The organism is Photobacterium carnosum, from assembly GCF_002849605.1.
Lineage (GTDB): Bacteria > Pseudomonadota > Gammaproteobacteria > Enterobacterales > Vibrionaceae > Photobacterium > Photobacterium carnosum.
On the sequence record NZ_NPIB01000024.1, the window covers coordinates 56,405 to 76,208 of the forward strand.

The 19,804-nt window shown below is 37.7% G+C and carries 13 protein-coding genes and 2 pseudogenes; 4 read left to right on the top strand and 11 right to left on the bottom strand.

What is annotated here, in order from left to right:
• Positions 1 to 4 precede the first annotated feature (4 nt).
• From CIK00_RS21715 to dbpA, 6 genes and pseudogenes are all read right to left on the bottom strand, one after another.
• Positions 5 to 352, bottom strand: a pseudogene (locus CIK00_RS21715) (AAA family ATPase); the annotation flags it as partial.
• 80 nt (positions 353 to 432) lie between these two features.
• Positions 433 to 1,021: pseudogene (locus tag CIK00_RS21720) on the bottom strand (AAA family ATPase); the annotation flags it as partial.
• Positions 1,022 to 1,105: 84 nt separating this feature from the next.
• Positions 1,106 to 3,301 (bottom strand): tetratricopeptide repeat protein, encoded by a 2,196-nt coding sequence (locus CIK00_RS16600; RefSeq protein WP_193435484.1) that lies wholly within the window; start codon positions 3,299 to 3,301, stop codon positions 1,106 to 1,108.
• A 231-nt stretch (positions 3,302 to 3,532) separates the two neighbouring features.
• Positions 3,533 to 5,080, bottom strand: a complete 1,548-nt coding sequence (locus CIK00_RS16605) for an arylsulfatase (RefSeq protein WP_045035373.1) — start codon at positions 5,078 to 5,080, stop codon at positions 3,533 to 3,535.
• Between the two features lie 381 nt (positions 5,081 to 5,461).
• Entirely contained in the window at positions 5,462 to 7,252 is a 1,791-nt protein-coding gene (locus tag CIK00_RS16610) for a cation:proton antiporter (protein WP_101769771.1), read from the bottom strand.
• A gap of 142 nt (positions 7,253 to 7,394) precedes the next feature.
• A complete protein-coding gene (gene dbpA / locus CIK00_RS16615) occupies positions 7,395 to 8,780 on the bottom strand; it encodes an ATP-dependent RNA helicase DbpA (protein ID WP_101769772.1) in 1,386 nt (461 codons plus the stop codon).
• 284 nt (positions 8,781 to 9,064) lie between these two features.
• Here dbpA and CIK00_RS16620 point away from each other — a divergent pair, with 284 nt between their 5' ends.
• Together CIK00_RS16620 and CIK00_RS16625 are read left to right on the top strand one after the other, a co-directional pair.
• Positions 9,065 to 9,613 (top strand): type II secretion system protein, encoded by a 549-nt coding sequence (locus CIK00_RS16620; protein ID WP_101769773.1) that lies wholly within the window; start codon positions 9,065 to 9,067, stop codon positions 9,611 to 9,613.
• A 305-nt stretch (positions 9,614 to 9,918) separates the two neighbouring features.
• Positions 9,919 to 10,236: a fumarate hydratase gene (locus CIK00_RS16625; RefSeq protein WP_101769774.1), complete on the top strand. Its 318-nt coding sequence runs from the start codon at positions 9,919 to 9,921 to the stop codon at positions 10,234 to 10,236.
• Between the two features lie 68 nt (positions 10,237 to 10,304).
• Here CIK00_RS16625 and CIK00_RS16630 read toward each other — a convergent pair whose 3' ends face one another.
• The 5 genes from CIK00_RS16630 to CIK00_RS16650 all read right to left on the bottom strand — a co-directional run bounded on the left by CIK00_RS16630 (position 10,305) and on the right by CIK00_RS16650 (position 16,861).
• A complete protein-coding gene (locus tag CIK00_RS16630) occupies positions 10,305 to 11,174 on the bottom strand; it encodes a glycerol kinase (protein WP_101769784.1) in 870 nt (289 codons plus the stop codon).
• Positions 11,175 to 11,576: 402 nt separating this feature from the next.
• A complete protein-coding gene (locus CIK00_RS16635) occupies positions 11,577 to 12,581 on the bottom strand; it encodes a DUF6929 family protein (RefSeq protein WP_101769775.1) in 1,005 nt (334 codons plus the stop codon).
• A gap of 191 nt (positions 12,582 to 12,772) precedes the next feature.
• Positions 12,773 to 14,260: a DHA2 family efflux MFS transporter permease subunit gene (locus CIK00_RS16640; RefSeq protein ID WP_101769776.1), complete on the bottom strand. Its 1,488-nt coding sequence runs from the start codon at positions 14,258 to 14,260 to the stop codon at positions 12,773 to 12,775.
• Between the two features lie 8 nt (positions 14,261 to 14,268).
• The gene (locus CIK00_RS16645) at positions 14,269 to 15,417 is read right to left on the bottom strand and encodes an HlyD family efflux transporter periplasmic adaptor subunit (protein WP_101769777.1); all 1,149 of its coding nucleotides are present in this window, start codon (positions 15,415 to 15,417) and stop codon (positions 14,269 to 14,271) included.
• 40 nt (positions 15,418 to 15,457) lie between these two features.
• On the bottom strand, positions 15,458 to 16,861 hold the full coding sequence (locus CIK00_RS16650) for an efflux transporter outer membrane subunit (protein WP_101769778.1): 1,404 nt from the start codon (positions 16,859 to 16,861) through the stop codon (positions 15,458 to 15,460).
• A gap of 80 nt (positions 16,862 to 16,941) precedes the next feature.
• Between CIK00_RS16650 and CIK00_RS16655 the strand changes: the two genes are divergently transcribed.
• Together CIK00_RS16655 and CIK00_RS16660 are read left to right on the top strand one after the other, a co-directional pair.
• The gene (locus CIK00_RS16655) at positions 16,942 to 17,865 is read left to right on the top strand and encodes a LysR family transcriptional regulator (RefSeq protein ID WP_101769779.1); all 924 of its coding nucleotides are present in this window, start codon (positions 16,942 to 16,944) and stop codon (positions 17,863 to 17,865) included.
• A 200-nt stretch (positions 17,866 to 18,065) separates the two neighbouring features.
• Complete coding sequence (locus tag CIK00_RS16660) at positions 18,066 to 19,397, top strand: ferredoxin reductase family protein (RefSeq protein WP_101769780.1); 1,332 nt, start codon at positions 18,066 to 18,068, stop codon at positions 19,395 to 19,397.
• Positions 19,398 to 19,804 lie beyond the last annotated feature (407 nt).

Consider the following 19,804-nt stretch of genomic DNA (forward strand, 5'->3'; position numbering starts at 1 on the left):
AGCCCTACCCAATAACAACATAATCCAACAATTCATCTATCACTTGTTGTTGAGTCACACCATCAGCTAATGCGTCATAGCTCAACGTAATCCGATGCCCTAAAACAGCATGTGCCATTGCTCGAATATCATCAGGTTCAACATAATCTCTCGCTTGTAGCCATGCATAAGCACGCGCACATTTATCTAATGCAATTGAAGCGCGAGGACTTGCTCCCACCTCTATCCAACGAGAAAGTGACGATGCTAAATAACGTTCAGGTTTACGCGTTGCCATCACTAACGCCACAATATAACGTTCGCTAATTTCAGATATTTCCACTAGCGCAAGCTCAGCTCGTGCTTGCATCACAATGGAGGGATCTAATTGAATATTGGTATTAGTATTAGTATTAGCGTTATTTTTATCGGTATCCGGTTCAGCGGTTAGCTTAGAATCAGTTTCTTCACGGCGCACAAGGCGAATAATCTCAAGTTCAGCATCATCATCAGGGTAATCAACGCTGATCTTCATAATAAATCGATCCATTTGCGCTTCGGGTAGTGGATACGTTCCTTCTTGTTCTACGGGGTTTTGCGTTGCTAACACCATAAAAAGTTCTGGTAATACGTGCGTTTTATCACCGACGGTTATTGTTCTTTCTGCCATCGCTTCCAATAACGCCGCTTGAACTTTTGCGGGTGCGCGGTTAATTTCATCAGCAAGCACAATGCTATTAAAAATAGGTCCTGCTTGAAAATGCAATTGCGGTTTACCATTTAATTCTTGATAGACTTCAGTTCCTGTTACATCGGAAGGCAGTAAATCAGGCGTAAATTGAATTCGTCCAAATGAGGTCTGTAAATTATCCGCCAATGACTTAACTGAGCGTGTTTTTGCTGTGCCGGGTAATCCTTCAAGTAAAACGTGTCCCTGCGTTAATAACCCAATAACAAGTGCACGAACCACATCGGATTGACCAATCACCGATGCCTCGACTTGAGATATAAGCGTTGTAATAGCCTGTTGAGTTTGATTCATGTTTTCTCCTTATGCCCACTTGCCTGATTATTGACTGCGTATTATCTTAATCAAATCCGCCATAACTATTGGTTATAGTCCTCATCAATAAAGCCGTTTCTTAAGTGCATCAATGACATTTTTAGGGGCGTATTGTTCCAACTGAGTAATACAAACTTTTGCTTGTGATGATTTCGCTTTTAACAACAGATCACACTGGGCAAATAAATGCTGCGGATTTGCACTCAAACTGAACGCTGTTGCTAATGCATTTGCGGCTTGATTGGTATTACTCTGCTCTAGAGAAAGACCATAAATATACCAATATTGCGCATTTTGAGGATCAACGGCTGTCGCTTGTTTAAAATAAGTGGATGCTTGTGTTTTGTCGTTTAGACGTAATAATGCCAGCCCTGTGCTATAACGTAATGCCCCAGATTTAGGTTGCGCGATGATCCCCTGCTGCATTAATTCAACCCCTTTCATTTCATTACCTTGTGCTCGATATAAATCAGCAAGATTGACATAACTATTAACAAAGTAAGGCTCAACTTTTATTGCCTTTAAATATGCCTGTTCTGCTTGTTTAAATTCTCCCTGAGCACGATAGACATTGCCTAAGTTCGTCATTCCAAAGCCTCTGTCGGCATTAAATAATTGAATTTCAATGTACTCATCTAATGCTGGCGATAACTGTTCTCGCTGTAATGGGTTCCACTCTGGCCAATATGCCGCTAATGCTCCTGCCGCTTCCGTTCGCACACCAAGTACTTTATCGGTTAATAACGGCGATAATATCTGCCACCGATCGTAAGCTGAATATCCAGCAGAGCCTTGAATTGCGCCTAAACGTATTAATGGGTCGTCATGTTTTATTGCTCGTCCTAAAGCCACAATCGTATTCTTACTTGGAAAAGCACCCAAGCGCTGTAATGCTGAACCACGAATGATCCCCGCTTGTTTTACATCTTGAGCCGTGTAAGACAGTGCATCACCTGCACCTCGATAATTAATATCAGCGGCATAAAATGCGACCGCAAAATGTTGTTGATTTCGATAAGGTGAATCAGGGAACCATTGACCGACGTGTTTATCAGCCCAAGCATCATCTTGTTGTTGATGACATTGAGTACAGACATTGAGGGTACCAATATTTTTACTTAAATCAGGACGAGGAATTTGCCAACTATGATCACGTCGAGCATCCACCCCCATATACGTCGTTTCAGGCATATGGCAAGTGGTACATTGTGAGGCTTCTGTGTTTGCTTTATGAAAAGTATGTTTTTCCGGCGTATATTCTGATGCTATATGGCATTGACTACAGACGGCCTGTTCTGGAATCTCTAATTTGGTTGAATGCGGATTGTGACAGTTAGTACAGGTTACCCCTTTTTCAGCCATTTTTGACTGCATGAAAGAACCATAAACATAATCTTCATCATAAATCTGACCATCATTATGGTATAACTCAGACGTAATTAAGCTCGGTAAATAACTGTCTAGCAGTGAGCCTTTAACGTGTGCTTGGTCTTCATTTAATTGCACTCGACGACTATGACATTGCGCGCACACCGTTATTTGATCTGTAAATTGAATTTCTTTGGGCTGCAAGGTTGAATGCCCTTCTTTAAACACCCATTCTTTAACAGACTTACTTAAATCACGTCCAAAACCATAATGAGCCGTAGTGTTTTTTTGCTCACCTTTAGCCCATGAAATATGATCACTGGCAGGCCCATGACAAGCTTCACAACCAACGTTTATTTCAAACCATTGGGTGTTATAAGTATTCGTTTTAGCATCATAGTTTTTCTTAACATCGGTAGAATGACAATCTGCACACATGAAGTTCCAATTCTGACCAGTGTTAGTCCAATAAAACGCATCAGTTTTTTCCATTTCAGGATAAAGATGATACCAACGCTGTCCTCCTTGCTCTTGCGCTCTAGCATCCCAAGCAAATGGAATTAATTGAATACGTCCATCGTCAAATTCCACCATATATTGCTGTAGTGGTTCAAAGCCAAACGTATAACTAATTTTATAATCATGAAACTGGTTATCAGGCCCTTCAATATTGACCCAATATTGATCGCCTTTAGTAAAAAAACGATTCACTTTGCCTTTAAATTTGATCGTCGCATCATTGAAATCACCTAACACACTGTCTTTATCAGCGTGCTTCATCGCCATGTCGTGATCTGAGCCTTTCCATGCCTCGACCTGCTCTTTATGACAATCAATACACTGCTCACTACCCACAAAATCCGCAGCAAAAGCCGTTGATGTCAACATCATTAGGCTTATCCATACTTGGCAAAAAATAGCGAAGACTGTTTTATCAATCATATACATCCTTGTATTGATATTAACTAAATCATTGTATTTAAAATAAAATATAGCGATATTTCAGATATAGCTTATATCGGATGAATTTTCCATTAGCATTAACGGTTATGTGAATGAAAGCGGTTTATCTTAGATAAGAAAAATGGGCCCCGAAGAGCCCAAATATTAATCAATGTTTAATTACTTACTCTGCGGTTGTTTCAGTTTTTCCATTACCTGATCCAAACTAAAACTTGCCGCTTCTTGACGAGGTGGGAACGCTTTAAAGGTTTCTAGATATTTGCCTACATACGCTTGTGCCGGGACAAACATATACGCGTGATCTAATAACCAATCATAGTAAGTATTTGACGTTACATCAGCAACTTCATATGGGTCCATACGTAAATTGAACAGTTTAGGCACACGTAGGGTAACAAAAGGTTCAGCCCAAATTTGTAACGTACCTTTCATACGTTGCTCCATGAACACAGCTTTCCATTTGTTATAACGCAACGCAGCTAAATCACCATCATCGGTAAAGTAGAAGATCTCTTCACGACGACCTTTATCTTCTTTTCCTGTTAAATAAGGTAGGAAGTTATAGCCATCAAGATGATTTTTAAAACTCTTGTTACCGAGTTTAGTGCCTTCTTTTAGCTCCTCTTTAATCTTGTCGTTACCCGCGATGGCTGCAAATGTTGGTAGCCAGTCCATGTGGTGCATAATTTCATTGGATACAACACCAGGCTGAATCTTACCCGGCCAACGAACCATTGCAGGTACGCGGTATGCGCCTTCCCAGTTAGTATTTTTCTCACTACGGAACGGCGTTGTACCCGCATCCGGCCATGAGTTCATATGTGGACCATTATCCGTTGAATAAAAGACAATGGTATTATCTTTAATACCTAGCTTATCTACCGCTTTTAATAGTTCACCAACGTGATTATCGTGCTCGACCATACCATCAGCATAGTTACTGATACCGGTTGAACCTTGAAGCTCAGGCTTCACGTGGGTTCTAAAGTGCATACGAGTCGCATTCCACCACACAAAGAAAGGTTTATCGGCTTTCACTGCACGTCCCATGAAATCAATCGCAGCCGCTGCCGTTTCATCATCAACCGTTTCCATACGCTTACGGGTTAGTGGGCCAGTATCTTCAATTTTACCATCGGCATAAGAATGGATAACACCACGAGGACCAAACTTTTTACGGAATTCTGGATCTTTAGGATAATCAATATTCTCAGGCTCTTCTTCTGCATTTAAGTGATAAAGATTACCGAAGAATTCGTCAAAACCATGATTTGTAGGTAGCATTTCATCTTTATCACCGAGGTGATTTTTACCAAATTGCCCCGTCATATACCCTTGAGGTTTAAGTACTTCAGCAATGGTCGCATCTTCGGCTTGTAAACCAATATCAGCCCCTGGTAAACCTACTTTACTTAATCCTGTACGTAGTACCCCTTGTCCAGTAATAAAAGTTGAACGCCCCGCTGTACACGATTGTTCAGCGTAATAATCAGTAAACATCATTCCTTCTTTGGCGATGCTATCAATATTGGGGGTTTTATATCCCATTAAACCAAAGGTATAAGCACTAATATTAGATTGCCCAATATCATCGCCCCAAATGACTAAGATATTTGGCTTTTCTGCTGCAATAGTATATCCAGAAGCGCCCATCATCACGGCGGCTAGAATACTTAATCGACGGTGAGTTCCCTTTCTAACTGGCATATAAACTCCTGTATACATGAATAAAAAATATCTCTATATTTATAGTCTACAAAGTAAATACCAGCCACACTTAATTAACATAAACTTCACGCTTATTAATGCAACAATGTCGCAATGAAAATATCTTTATTACTTATTTAAGATAAAACGCCCACACCAAAGTCTAGACAAAGATCTCACTTCCTCACTTTTCCGCGATCCATTTCTTATCACCAAGCTAATTAAAAATAAATAAAATCAATATATTAATTAATAAAATAACTTTTGGTTATAACGACTATAAAGCCAATAGGGAGTTAAACCCTAAGTAGTTCATCACAAAAAAAAAGCACCATTACGGTGCTTTTTATTTTGATCAATTTACGTTAAAGGTCGTAACAATTACACCGATTCTTTTACCAAAGCAATCATTGTCCATCCCGCCTTTGCTTCTAACGTCGAAACATCTGTAAATGGGAAAATATTTTGCTTTAAATCAATGACAAATAATGGAATAAGTGACGATCCTTTATATTGCTGAAAATAATCCTCAAGGGTGAAATTATCACTTAACTTAGTATGCTTAATTTCGGCACCTTGATTGATTAAACTGGCTAATTTTTTATAACTAATATCATCGCCGAAAAGTACAGTACCACTATGAGCTTGAGTTGCAGAGTGCTTCTCTAGGCCACTATTATGTCGACGACCATTTAAGCGAAAGATATTACGTTGTCCAAAATCCGTTTCATAATGGCTTGTGGCAACCGCATTAAAGTGTTTATCTGGAGTAAGTGCTAACAAATGGCCGACCCCAATTAAATCCAAATATTCATCGGCATGGCTAGAAACCGCATTACCGTAATACGTTTCTAAACCAGCCATTCGAGCGGCGCGAATATAATCCCAGTTAGAATCAGTCATCACTACTCGACAATCATATTTTTTAAGGGCTAATCCAATTTCTCGCGCAACATCATTAGCGCCAACAATTAAAAAGCCTTTGGGTGATGGCTCTGCAACCCCAAGTAAGCGAGCAATAGGCCGAGCAGTTAAGCTTTGTAGCACCACCGTACCGATAATCACCATAAAAGTCAGTGGTACTAAAAGTTGAGCACCAGCAACACCATCATCGATTAATTTAAGAGCAAATAACGCTGAAATTGCAGCAGCAACAATCCCCCTTGGTGCAACCCAAGCTAAAAATAGTTTTTCCTTAAAGGCTAATTCACTGAATATTGTTGATATGAAAATAGAAGCGGGTCGTGCGACTAATTGGATCACTACAAATAATGCAATTGCTCCCCAGCCTAATGCATGAAAATCAGCTAATTGGATCCGCGATGCTAAAATTAGAAATAACCCAGAAATTAATAAAATAGTCAGATTTTCTTTAAAGTGAAGAATATGACGAATATCAACATCTTTCGCATTCGCAAGCCACATCCCCATGACTGTAACCGCTAATAAACCCGCTTCAGATTCAAGTACATTCGCACCAGCAAACACACCAAGCACAACCGCTAATACAGCAAATGGTTGTAAATATTCAGGTAATAAGTGATTTCGAAGCACATAAGCGATGAGCCAACCAGCTACAGCACCAATCACTAATCCAACTAATAGCATTAATCCAAAGACTTCTAAACTGTGTAGTTGGCTACTAGAAACAATAAATTCGTACACGATTACGACAAATATAGCCCCAATCGGGTCAATCAATATTCCTTCCCAACGTAAAATATTAGCAAGTTTAGCTTGTGGCCTTACGGTACGTAATAAAGGCACGATCACTGTTGGCCCCGTTACAACGGTCATTGAGCCAAATAAGAACGCCAATGACCAACTGAAATCTAATAAATAATAGGTGGCAACACTGGTAACAACCCACGTAATAATCGCACCAAGAGTGACAATACTTTTTACATTTTTTCGTACCGTTTTTATTTCAGCAAAATTCAGGGTCAAACTACCCTCAAACAAAATAACCGCTACCGCTAATGAAATCAGGGGAAACAGTAAATCACCAAAAAGTCTATTCGGATTAAAAATCCCAGCCACAGGGCCAATTAATAAGCCCGCTATCAGTAATAGTAGAATTGCAGGTAATTTCATTCGCCATGCAAGCCATTGACATCCAAGCCCAAGCACACCAAGGCCTGCAATCGTCAATCCAATCATCTCTTGATGCATAAATAGATACTCTTTTTAAAATAAAATAAACCAGCAACCATTATTATTATCCTTTTTACAGTTACAAAAAAGCCGATGGAGGCTTTATTTAAAAAGCACAACATCGGCATAATATAATTGTTATAAAGTAGCTGTATATCAGTTAGCGCAGTTGGCGCGAACGGAAATTACGGCCTTTAATACGGCCTTTTTCTAATTTTTGTAATGCCTCACGTGCAACGTCACGTTTAACCGCAACATAAGCACAGTGATCAAATACATTGATCTTACCTACAGCAGCACCAGCAATACCGTTATCACCGGTTAGCGCACCTAGGATATCACCAGGGCGTACTTTTTGCTTTTTACCACCATCGATCATTAAAGTGGTCATTTCAGGACGGAAAGTCGGTTGTTCTAATAAATCGCCAGCAGGTAACGCTTCGCCGTTAATTTCACGATCAAGGTAATCTTCAAGCAACTTAACTTTGTAATGCTCTTTATCACTGAATAAAGAACATGCAAGACCTTTACTGCCTGCACGGCCTGTACGACCAATACGGTGTACGTGTACTTCAGTGTCACGTGCTAAATGGTAGTTAATCACCATATCAAGATTATCGATATCCAAGCCACGCGCTGCAACGTCAGTCGCGACTAAGATTGATTTACTCTTGTTAGAGAACAATACTAAAGTACGGTCGCGTTCACGTTGTTCTAAATCGCCATGTAATGCAATTGAACTAAAGCCGAAATCTTCTAAATCATCAGACATCTCTTGTGCTTCACGTTTAGTGTTACAGAAGATCACACATGATTCAGGACGGTGTAAATTCAATAGTAAACGCACAGCATCTAAACGCGCTTCATTACCGCTTACTTTATAAAAGTGCTGTGAAATACTGCTATCATCATGACTAGATTCTACTTTCACTTGCACTGGGTTGTTCATAATGCGTTTTGCAATCGATGCAATTTGATCAGGGAAAGTCGCACTAAATAGCAATGTTTGACGATTGCTTGGTGCCGCATCAATGATCACATCAACTGAATCTTGGAAACCCATTTCTAGCATACGGTCAGCTTCATCAAGCACTAACGTATTAAGTTCATCAAGGCATAAGAAACCTTTGTGAACATGCTCTTCAATACGGCCAGGTGTACCAACAATAATGTGTGCGCCGTGTTCTAATGAACCAATTTGAGGTCCAAATGGCATGCCACCACACAACGTCAGCACTTTAATGTTATGAATTCCACGCGCTAAACGACGAATCTCTTTAGCAACTTGGTCGGCAAGTTCACGTGTTGGACACAAGACTAATGTCTGAACACGGAAACGTTTTACATTAAGGTTGTTTAATAATCCTAAGCCAAACGCTGCTGTTTTACCTGATCCTGTTTTACCTTGAGCAATGACATCCTTGCCATCAATAATAAGTGGAAGACTCTGAGCTTGAATAGGTGTCATAGCTTCATAACCTAGTGAGTCTAAGTTGCTCAATAGATCAGAATGAAGATTTAAGGTAGAAAATGCCGTCTGACTCAAAATGATGTCCTGTAAACGTCAACATATATCAGTATTTTCAATAAGAAACATGACTGTATATGTACTAAAAATAAAATCAGTATGTCGAAATACATACATTGGGTGCCGACACTAACAGCTAACGCCTTTGCTGACAATGTATACAGCTATTTTGCCGTAAAAATATTCAACTAAAACGTATGACCAAATGATGGCACACAGCATTAAATACTGTCAGAAGATTGACTTACTGAGTCAGAATTATACAATTTAGACATATATTATATTTTTTATTCGATGGCCATATGAAAAAAAATGGATTTACCTTAATAGAACTTGTCGTTGTAATTGTTATTTTAGGTATTCTCGCCGTTGTCGCTGCACCTAAATTTATGAATCTACAAGTTGATGCTAGAAATGCGGCATTAAAAGGTCTTAAAGGAGCTATTGCTTCGGGATTAGGTATCGGATATGCAAAAATGACAATTGCTGGATTAGAAAATTTACCATATGTCTCAAATAAAAGCCCTTATATGGAGATTCCTGCACAAGACCTCCCATTTTCAGGTTGTGAATTGCACAACGGTACAAAAAGTTGTACGTTCATCAACGGTTATCCTGATGGAGATTCTACCTCTTTAGAACTATTAGTTGCTAATTTAACTAATGATAATGATTGGAAGATAATCCGACAATCAAATCCTCAGAGTCTTAGCCGTACAATCAAGATTACATTTAGTAAATATGTGACCCCAAAGACTACTTTTGATAATCTAAAAAATTGTTATGTTTTATATACACCACCAATATCTACAGAAGCAAGTTATACGCTAAATCTAATAAAATGTAGCTAATTAATATTGACTGAACATCTTAAAAAAACAACGTCTATTTATTATAAAAAACACTATGTAACCATTAATAAATAGGCGTGAGTTTTATTCTTAATAAATAAAATCCGCATATAAAACAACAAAATAAAAACCAAACTCATTTAATGAAAGTTAAGTTCACTGCGTGGATAATTGCACAAATTACATTGCTGTGCGATCATCACAAAATCAACTTAAAAATCCATTGCTTACTATCATTCATAGTCCACAATATTATAAATGAGTGAAGCAGCTATTGTCCCTTTTTACAGCAGGAATTAACCTTTATGAGTCAGCCAGAAAATGACCTCATCAAAGCAAGTGAAAATACATTACAAAATGACTTTAATACCACTCAATTTCAGATTGCTCGAGCACTAAGTATTACATTCAATGTCATATTAATTCTTGCTCAAATAAAATTACTAAAAGACCACGATATTGATATAAAAACCTATGGCGTTTTCATTTTTTGTAACATTAGTATCTTAGTCAATATCCTTGCACCAAAGCTAACAAAATTAACGCTTAAACAAGTAGGAAAATACAGTGCGATACCTACAATAATCAGCGTGTTTTTATTTCTCAGCCAAACCCTCGCTTAATAAAAAGTAAATAGCCGATTAATCACCTTACAATATTAAGAGATTAATCAGCTATTTTACTCTTTATCTTAATAAGCTTTTATATCAAATTTTAATAACATTCGAGGTAATACATCATCAAGGTTCTGCACATCATGATCATTTAATTCAATAAGATTAAATCCATATTTAGCATACAAATCTTGCTTTATTTTCTTACGATGGGCATATTTAGGATCATCTTCCAATCCCCAAAATTCAATATATACCTTACCGGTTGGAAGATAAAAATCACAATAAAGATCTTCTTCAATCGGCAATTTACGCTCATAGGCATGCACAATACCCGCCATATAAAGCCAATTATCAATCAGCATTTCAGCTTTAGATCGAACATAATGACCATCAGCAGAGCGGTGTTTTGCTTCAAATTTCTGTCTAAAATTTGATACTGAATTATCAGTACTTTTAACTTCAGCATTAACACCCGTAAATTCATTAACAGAATGTTGTAAGCTATTATTTGTTAATACTGTTTCATCCCACACCACATAAGGAATACCTGTACGTGAATCTTCTTTTTGAATACCACCTAATCGAGAACCAGATTGACTGACTTTCCAACCTTTAACGGCTTTATTGATCCAACCAAGCTCATCAAGTATTTGATTTATTTTTTGTGACGTTAATTTAAAATGACCGCTTAGTTGAGTTGCTGATAGCTTTTTACCCTCAAATGATGGTGTTGTAATAATCTCTAATGCTTCAGGCCAAACAATATACTGCCCAAAATGAGATGATTGTTTATACTCACCTTCCGCTGCTTTACCAATATCTGTTAACCGCCATTCTTTATTGTCACGAGTAATATAACCCGCTTCAGCTAACTCACTAAATAAATTTTTAGCAACAAGCCCCCTTGTTTTTGCTAACTGCGACGTTGATATTTTAGATGCCATCATACTCATCACCATGGTTAAAATTGTAATAATATTAACTTTAGTTACGGATCGTTATAAGTAAAAAAGCACACTTAGATTACTTTCAATATTTACTCACTATAAAGTTAGATGCATATCAAAAATATAATAATATTTAATTCTAAATAACGCTCATTTTTTGACTATACATATAATTTTCTGACTCCTTCGAGACTCTGCCAAGATAAATAACCGTGCTCTACTTTGTTTTTCCATTCCGAACATTTTCATAAATTCGGATATAGAAAATCCTTTCTGACATTAAATTGAAGCATAGGTAATTATTTAACCATGGCTGTTAAATAGTGGTAATCAGGAACAATTAAATAAAAAGCAGTAACAAGAGGCTATTACTGCTTTTTTATTTAATCTCTAATCAAATTACTTATCAATGGTAAAAGTAAAGAATTGGCTGGTACCATTATCATTATCACTAACAATGTAACCATTAGCTTGTTTATTTGTTTGATTTTCAATAGCTATTGATTCAGCTTTTGTAATAACTGCTTTACCGTTATTTTTTATTTCTTGACTATATGTAGTTAAATCAATTGTTGCTTTATTCGCTAAGGCTTTTAGTGGTAATACACCAACAAAACTACCTTGAATCGCACCATCATTGATACTGCTATTATTATTACCTTCAACTGATGCAGTAAACAGCATGCTATTCGCATCTTTCCAGTAATCAGCACCAGAGAAACAAGCTTGAACACCATTAATCTTAGGTAATTGAACTTGATAAACTTTTAAAGAAGGTAATGTTTGAGTTTTACCTTCTAAATAATCCATTAATTCATTCTTATCCATAGTGAAAATGGCATTTTTACCTTCATTACCGCGATTAAAGATAAAGATTTCATTACCGGTACTCGCAATACCTTCAATATTAATTTTTTCTTGTTGAGTAAAGTTTGCCGCTTTATGAAGTTGAGCATACAAGTTAGACAATGACAGTTTTTGAGTTTCACCACCATTAATTGGCATTAAATAAGCTTGTTCACGCAATACCGCTTTACTACCTGAACCCATCACTAAATAATAAGGCTTATTAAGGTAATTAACCATTGTCATTGATTCAAAATCAGGCTTAATTTTGTAGTTAATACGATTTTGTTCATTAACAGGAAATTGTTCAATTAATGTTTTTTTATTAATTTTAAAATCGTTATTTACACTAAATAGCCAAGGTGAATCATCACCCACAACCATTAATTCACCATTATTCACAACCATGCCTGAGCCTGAAGAAAGATTATGATTAATGGTTGAATTCGCAATATCAAATGTAAATGAATGCGATACATCAGCGGATGGTGAACAACCTGTAACAAGTAATGTTAGAGCGCTAAGAATACTGATTTTTGCTATTTTTTTGATATTCATTAAGTATTTACACATTGAAATGTTTAAAAGTAAAAAAATATTACGCTCATAATTCAAAGAAAAGAAGATCTGCAAACATATATTTTATAAAACGCACGATAAAATAAATAATCCAGCACAATAAAAAGAGTAACCATAATTAATGATTACTCTTTTTTATAGGATCTTCGTATAACGGCTACCCTAAATAATTAATGACGCACTGGTTTTGCTAGCCATACTAATGGGATCAATAATAAACATAAGATCCCTGACAACCAAAATAAATCGACCGTTGACATCATATAGGATTGTCGAGTAATCACATTATTCACCGCATCAAGGTTATTACCCATTGAATGGATAAACTGACTGACTTGGTGATTAGCAAGCGTAAATCCTTCTGCAATGCGTGAATGGTGAAATTCCATTCGTTGATCCCACATTGTAGTAACAATTGATGATGAAAAACTACCAAATAAAGTCCGGAAGAATGTTGATAACGCGACCGCATTCGCTATTTGATCTGATTTAACACTATTTACAATTAAATTTTGGAGTGGCACAAAAAAGGCTAACGTTGCCGCCCCCTGAATTAATTGTGGCATCATAATATAATCAAACGAAGCCGCTAAATTATAAGTACTCCGCCAAAATCCAACCACAGCAAAGATCAAAAAGGCATAAGTTAAAATATAACGAATATCTGTTTTTTGAACTAATTTACCAATAATAGGCGCACTCACAACCGCTAAAATACCGACGGGTGCTGTCGCATAGCCTGACCATGATGCGGTATATCCCATCACCGCTTGTAACCACAACGGCAATAATACGGTAGAGCCAAAGTAAACCATATACCCTAAACTCATCACAATTACTGCAATCGTGAAATTACGTTGAGTAAAGAAACGAAAATTAACGATTGGGTTATCATGATACCATTCCCAAATGATCATACAGCCCCAAGAGAGAACAGCGACCAGCGTTAATCCTAAAATTAAATTAGATTGAAACCAGTCATGATCTTTACCCAAATCAAGCATCATTTGTAGGCTACCCGCCGCCACCACTAATAGCCCAATTCCCATATAATCGACGCTTTCACGTTGGGTTTTTGTTTCTTTACCTTTCAATAAAAAGAACACTAATGTACTGGCAATAATTCCGATGGGCGCATTAATGAAAAATATCCATGACCACGAGTAATTATCAGTTAGCACACCACCTAAAATTGGCCCCATAATAGGTGCAACAACAACCGTCATTGACCATAACGACATCGCTAACCCATGCTTTTCTCTGGGAAAATTTCGCAATAAAATACTTTGTGATAATGGCGCTATCGATCCAGAAACAGCACCTTGTACCACGCGGAAAAAAATCAACATGCCAATACTGCTCGACATACCGCATAACATCGACGCAATAACAAACCCTATAGTGGCAAAGATAAATAATTTCACTTCACCAAAACGACGGCTTAAAAAACCCGTCATCGGCATTGAAATCGCATTTGCAGCACCAAAGGCGGTGATCACCCAGATACCTTGATCGGTTGATACACCAAGATTACCCGCGATGGTTGGAATCGCAACATTGGCAATCGATGTATCTAAAATCATCATGAAGGTTGCCATTGATGTCGCGAAGGTAATCAACAGCAGTTTAATGCCTTTTAATGGTACAGATTCATTCATTACATCACCTACGCCTTAATAAGGCGGTTAACGAATATCTCTACCTTTTTATCAACAACGGCTAAGCGTTTATTAGTAGTCTTCTGTGCACTTTCATTGGCGGTAAACACAGTATAATCAAACGGCTGCTTAACTGTCGCTTTAGTATCAACCGTGACAGCCATCGACATACCAACACGTAATGGATGTTGTTTAATTTGTTGTGAATCAATATAAATACGGACAGGTACACGTTGAATAATTTTAATCCAGTTACCCGTCGCATTTTGAGCAGGTATCGCTGAAAACGCACTACCCGTACCCGCACCAATGCCCGCAACAACACCTGTGTAAGTATACTTATCACCATATAAATCAGATTGAATGGTAACAGGTTGTCCGGTTTGCATATTATGTAACTGCGTTTCTTTAAAGTTAGCTTCAACCCAAACATTATCTAATGGCACGATAGTCATTAGTGCTTGGCCTGCTTGAATTTGTTGACCCACTTGCACACTACGATTAATAACCATACCGCCTTTAGGCGCATAGATAGTGGCATTTTGTTGATCAAGATAAACATGACGTAATTGCGCAATCGCCATTTGAACTTGAGGATTATCTAAAATATGTTCTTGCGGCAATAATGTTTGTAGCGCTTGTAATTGTTTATTTAACGCAATTAAGTTTTGCTCTTTAATCATGACCGCATTTTTTGCATGCGATAATACTTCAGCTAATACTGAGCCATCTTTATCACCCCCAATTCGACGCTTATAATCTTGCTTCGCTTGGGCTAACATGACTTTTTCTGCTGCAATTTGGGCTTTTAACTGTGCTATTTTTAAATAATTACTTTGTACATCACGAACCGTATTTTTAAGGTTAGCTTCCGCTTGTTGTTGCTTTAATAACAATGGATTACGATTCAAGGTAACGAGCTGCGCACCTTGTTCAACTTGTTGAGTATCATCAACATTGATGGCATTAACCGTGCCAGCCTCTTGGGCGGTGATCATTATTCGCTGGCCTGCAACATACGCATCATCTGTACTTTGTGAAGTGGTTGGCATGAGTAAATAAATAGTCACAGCCACAGCCATAACGATGACGATAAAAACACCGAGAATAATATTGCGCTTTTTTTTAGAAGTAGAATTAAGAGGTTGCTTTGTCATATTGGATCTCATCTTATTTATTGTGCTAAGTGGCGGTAGTTTATTGTTGAGCGTGATAACCGCCACCGAGGGCAACAATAAGTTGTAATTGATTTTGCAGCGTGGCGTTATCAGCATTCGTGGTTTGAATAACCTGTTGATGCCATTTTATTTGTGCATTATTCATTTCCGAAAAACTGGCTAATCCACGCTGATAACGGTGCTTAAAAATCATATAAGCTTGCTGATATTGTGTGGTTGATGCCACAGTAAGCGCTTGTTGTTGTAATGCTTCTTGTAAATTAACAATCGCATCAGAAGCTTGTTTTACTGCTGTAAGAACAGATTGGTTATAAATAGTTACCGCTTGATCATAATGAATATTGGCCGACGCATAATTGGCATCACGAACGCCGCCATCATAAAGCGGTAAGGTCGTGGCAATAGTTGCGCCACTTAAAAAGAGATCCGCTGGGTTCATCGAAGATAATTTTTGAAAAACGCCCATGACCATTAAATTCATATCAGGATAATAAGCCGCTTTAGCTTGTTTTATTCCTTGTTGATTCGCTTCAACCAACCATTTATTCGCAATAATATCCGCGCGACGACCCAATAAATTCATTGGAATCGTCGTCATGGTATTCAATTGATTTATTGGGTGTGCATTTGGCGTTAATAGCGTTCCCAGTTGCTCTGGCGTTTTAGCTAAATATAACGCTAATTGGTTTTTTGCCAATTGCTGTTGAGTAACCGTCATTGAAAGCTGCGCTGATAACTTATCAAGATCGCCTTGCTGTTGAAATAATTCCGCTTTGCTTGCTAAACCGCGATGAATTTGGTCTTCAATAACGGCTCTTTGCTTATTCGTTTCACGCACTAACAACTGAATATTCTGCGCTAAGCGGTAATTATTCTGTAAGCTAAAATAGCTACTGGTAATCGCCGCTGATAACAATAATTTAGCTTGTACTGCTTGTGCTTCTAATGATAATTTTTGATTGGTCGCAGCAGCAATAATTGCCTTATTTTTACCCCAAAAATCAAATTGGTACGAAAAAGAAGGCAGCAACATTCCTAACGCTGAAAATTCCGCATGATTAGGGGATAAAGAGTGTAAATTAGCCCCCATTGCCCCACCACTCACATTGAGGTTTAAGGTTGGCTTATCACCCGCTTGAGCCAAAGCAACCTGTTGAGTGGCTAATTCAATACGCTGTTGAGCTTGCTGTAAGGTTAAGTTATTCGTTAGCCCTAATGTGATTAATTGATTTAATTGCGGATCCTTAAATTGGGTCCACCAATCTGTTTTTATATCACTAAGATCACGCTGATATAAATGAACTTGTTGGGCGGTAAGTAGCGAATGGTGTTGTGGTTCAGAGGGCGGAATCATACTACATGCCGATAATAGCAACACAACCGCCAAAGAAGATGCGGTGCGAGTGATATAAAATGCTTTCATTTTCTGTCCTAAATTACTTTATGGTATAAAGTATAAAGTGGAATCGATTGTTGTTATATACATCACAAAGGAAAAGACTGTTGCAGACAAAAAACAATAAAATTGGCTTTGATTTAAACACCATCGCAATATTCGCGCGCGTTGTTGAACGCCAAAGTTTTACGCTAGCGGCTGCTGAATTAGAACTAACCAAATCAACAGTAAGCCGGAAAATTGCAGAATTAGAACGCTATTTAGGAATTAGATTATTAACACGCTCAACACGCCAATTAGTGCTAACGGCAGAGGGTGATGCTTTTTACCGTTCTTGTTCACAGATTCTAGACGTCTTAAAACAATCTGAACTTGAAGTTACCGCAAGTCACGACTTAGTTTGCGGTACCTTAAAAATGGTCATGCCCGTAGAGGTAGGAAAAGGCTTTTTTGGCGCTTGTATAAAAGCATTTATGGCTTTACACCCTAACTTAAAAATACATCTTGAATTATCAACCCGTAAAGTTGACCTTATCAAAGAAGGCTTTGACGTTATGATACAAGTGGGAGAAATTGAAGATTCATCGCTGATCGTCAGAACGTTCCATCATTCAACACGAGTATTAGTAGCAAGCCCTCAATACATAGAACAATACGGCTTACCCCAAAGTTTGGCCGATCTAAAAGCGCCTCATCAACAAATTAAAATGATCAGTAGTGTTCGTACGGGGAATAAAAATGTATTAGAAGGCCTACCTTATCGTTTTAAGGTCAATACATTAAGCGCCGCGTTAGATCTCTGTTTAGATGGTTTTGGGATCACCTATATTCCAGAATTTTTGTGCCGTAATCTTATTACTGAAGGAAAATTGGTCCATATTTTACCCAGCCTTTATGCCTCACAAGTTCCTATTCCCATCAGTTTTATTTATCCAGAACGAGACTTAATGCCTCGACGATTACGTGCATTCATTGATTTTACAATCACACGTTTTCAAGATGAAATTGAGCGACGTAAAAAAGACAGCTAACATCATTTTAAACAAAGATTTTTATATAAGCGTGTTATGCATGGTTTTAATAACCATCGTTATATTAAAAAGAAGTCATGATGGCTTCTTTTTAATAAGCAAAATACCAACAATCAAACTTTGCATAGATATACGTATATTGACGTCGCTTTACATCCCAAAAGTTAACATAAAGCTATCGTTTATATGAGCATAAAATAATGAAAACTACTCGCAATGTTATTTGGGTAATGATTGCCACAATATCAACGCTTTGGTTTGCAGTGGAGCCGCAATTCTTCACGTCAAACAACCTCTTTGAGTGGCGCTCAGCAATAATTCAATACTCTGGTATTTTATCTCTGATATTAATGTCCATCACCATGATATTAGCCATGCGCTTATCTGTCATTGAGAACTGGCTTAGTGGCATGGATAAAGCTTATCGCATACACAAATGGCTAGGTATCAGTAGCATCGCACTCGGTATCTCACACTGGCTATGGTACCAAATTCCTAAGTGGCTAGTTATGGCAGGCATCCTAACAAGACCGGCTCGTCAGCATGATTCAAAACCAGCTGCAACTGAGTTTAGTTGGAATGCGTGGGTCAATAATTTGCATGGCTTTGCAGAAAATATTGGGGAGTGGGGCTTTTATTTACTATTGGCCTTACTGATGATCTCGCTATGGGCCACGGTAAAATATAAACCCTTTAAATTATCACACCGCCTAATGTCAGTTGCCTATTTACTTATCGTTGTTCACTCAGTATTACTACTCAAGCATGCTTATTGGGGAGAGCCTATTTATTACCTCACATTAGGCTTTGCTTTTATTGGCTCTATTGCGGCAATGTATAGTTTATTGGGTTTTGTCGGACGCAGTAACCGCCACGCTGCTGTTGTTGTCTCGACGCGTTATTTTCCACAAGCTGAAACAATGGAATTAATATTAAAACCCAATAGTGCTTGGCAAGGACATACAGCAGGACAGTTTGCATATTTACAATTTGGTAATGAAGATCCACATCCATTTACCATTGTTTCAGGCACTACCGACCCTGAAATACGTTTTTTAATTAAAGCCTTGGGAGACTTCACCACGGGATTGTACGAACGGATAAAAATAGGTGATGCCGTAACCGTAGAAGGCCCTTATGGTCGTGTTAATTTCGACCTTAACAAGCCACAAATCTGGATTGCGGGAGGTGTTGGCATCGCTGCTTTTTTCGCTATCTTAGAAACACTTAAAGGAAAAACCAATCATCCTCGAATAGATTTATTTTATTGTAATCGAGGCATTGATAATCATTTAGCTGATGAATTGTACTCTCTTACACAGCAAGCCGACGTAAGGTTAAACGTCATAGACACCCTCCATTCACCGCGATTAAATATCGACTACATCGCAACTCAATGCGGTAACGTAAACGATTATGATTTTTACTTTTGCGGGCCAGAAATCTTTTCAAAAACACTAACAAAAGCGCTCGGTGCACACTCCTTTGATATTGAGAAAAATTACCACGAAGAATTATTTGTGATGCGCTAAAAGAAAAACACCATAAAAAAGACGACATATTCCTGCTATGTGTATCAACACTATGACGGCAAAGGTAACGTGTCTCTTTTTATTACCGTCGTGTAATCACATATTCTATAAATAATATAGATACGTTTTAAATTATCTCGATTTCATCATCAATATAATTCTCAAAAATAGATATAACATAAGAAATTGACATCCACGGTATATTCTTTCGCTTAAATTATTAACATAAAAACAACCACTAAAAATCATAGAAAAAACAATTAACCAACATATAGAGTATCCTGATTACCACTATTTAACAGCCACTGTTAAATTATCTCCTATACTTCAATATATTGAAGTATAGGAGTGACGTTATGCCTAAGAATTCAATCCAATTTCAGAAAGGCTTTTCTATACCCGTATTT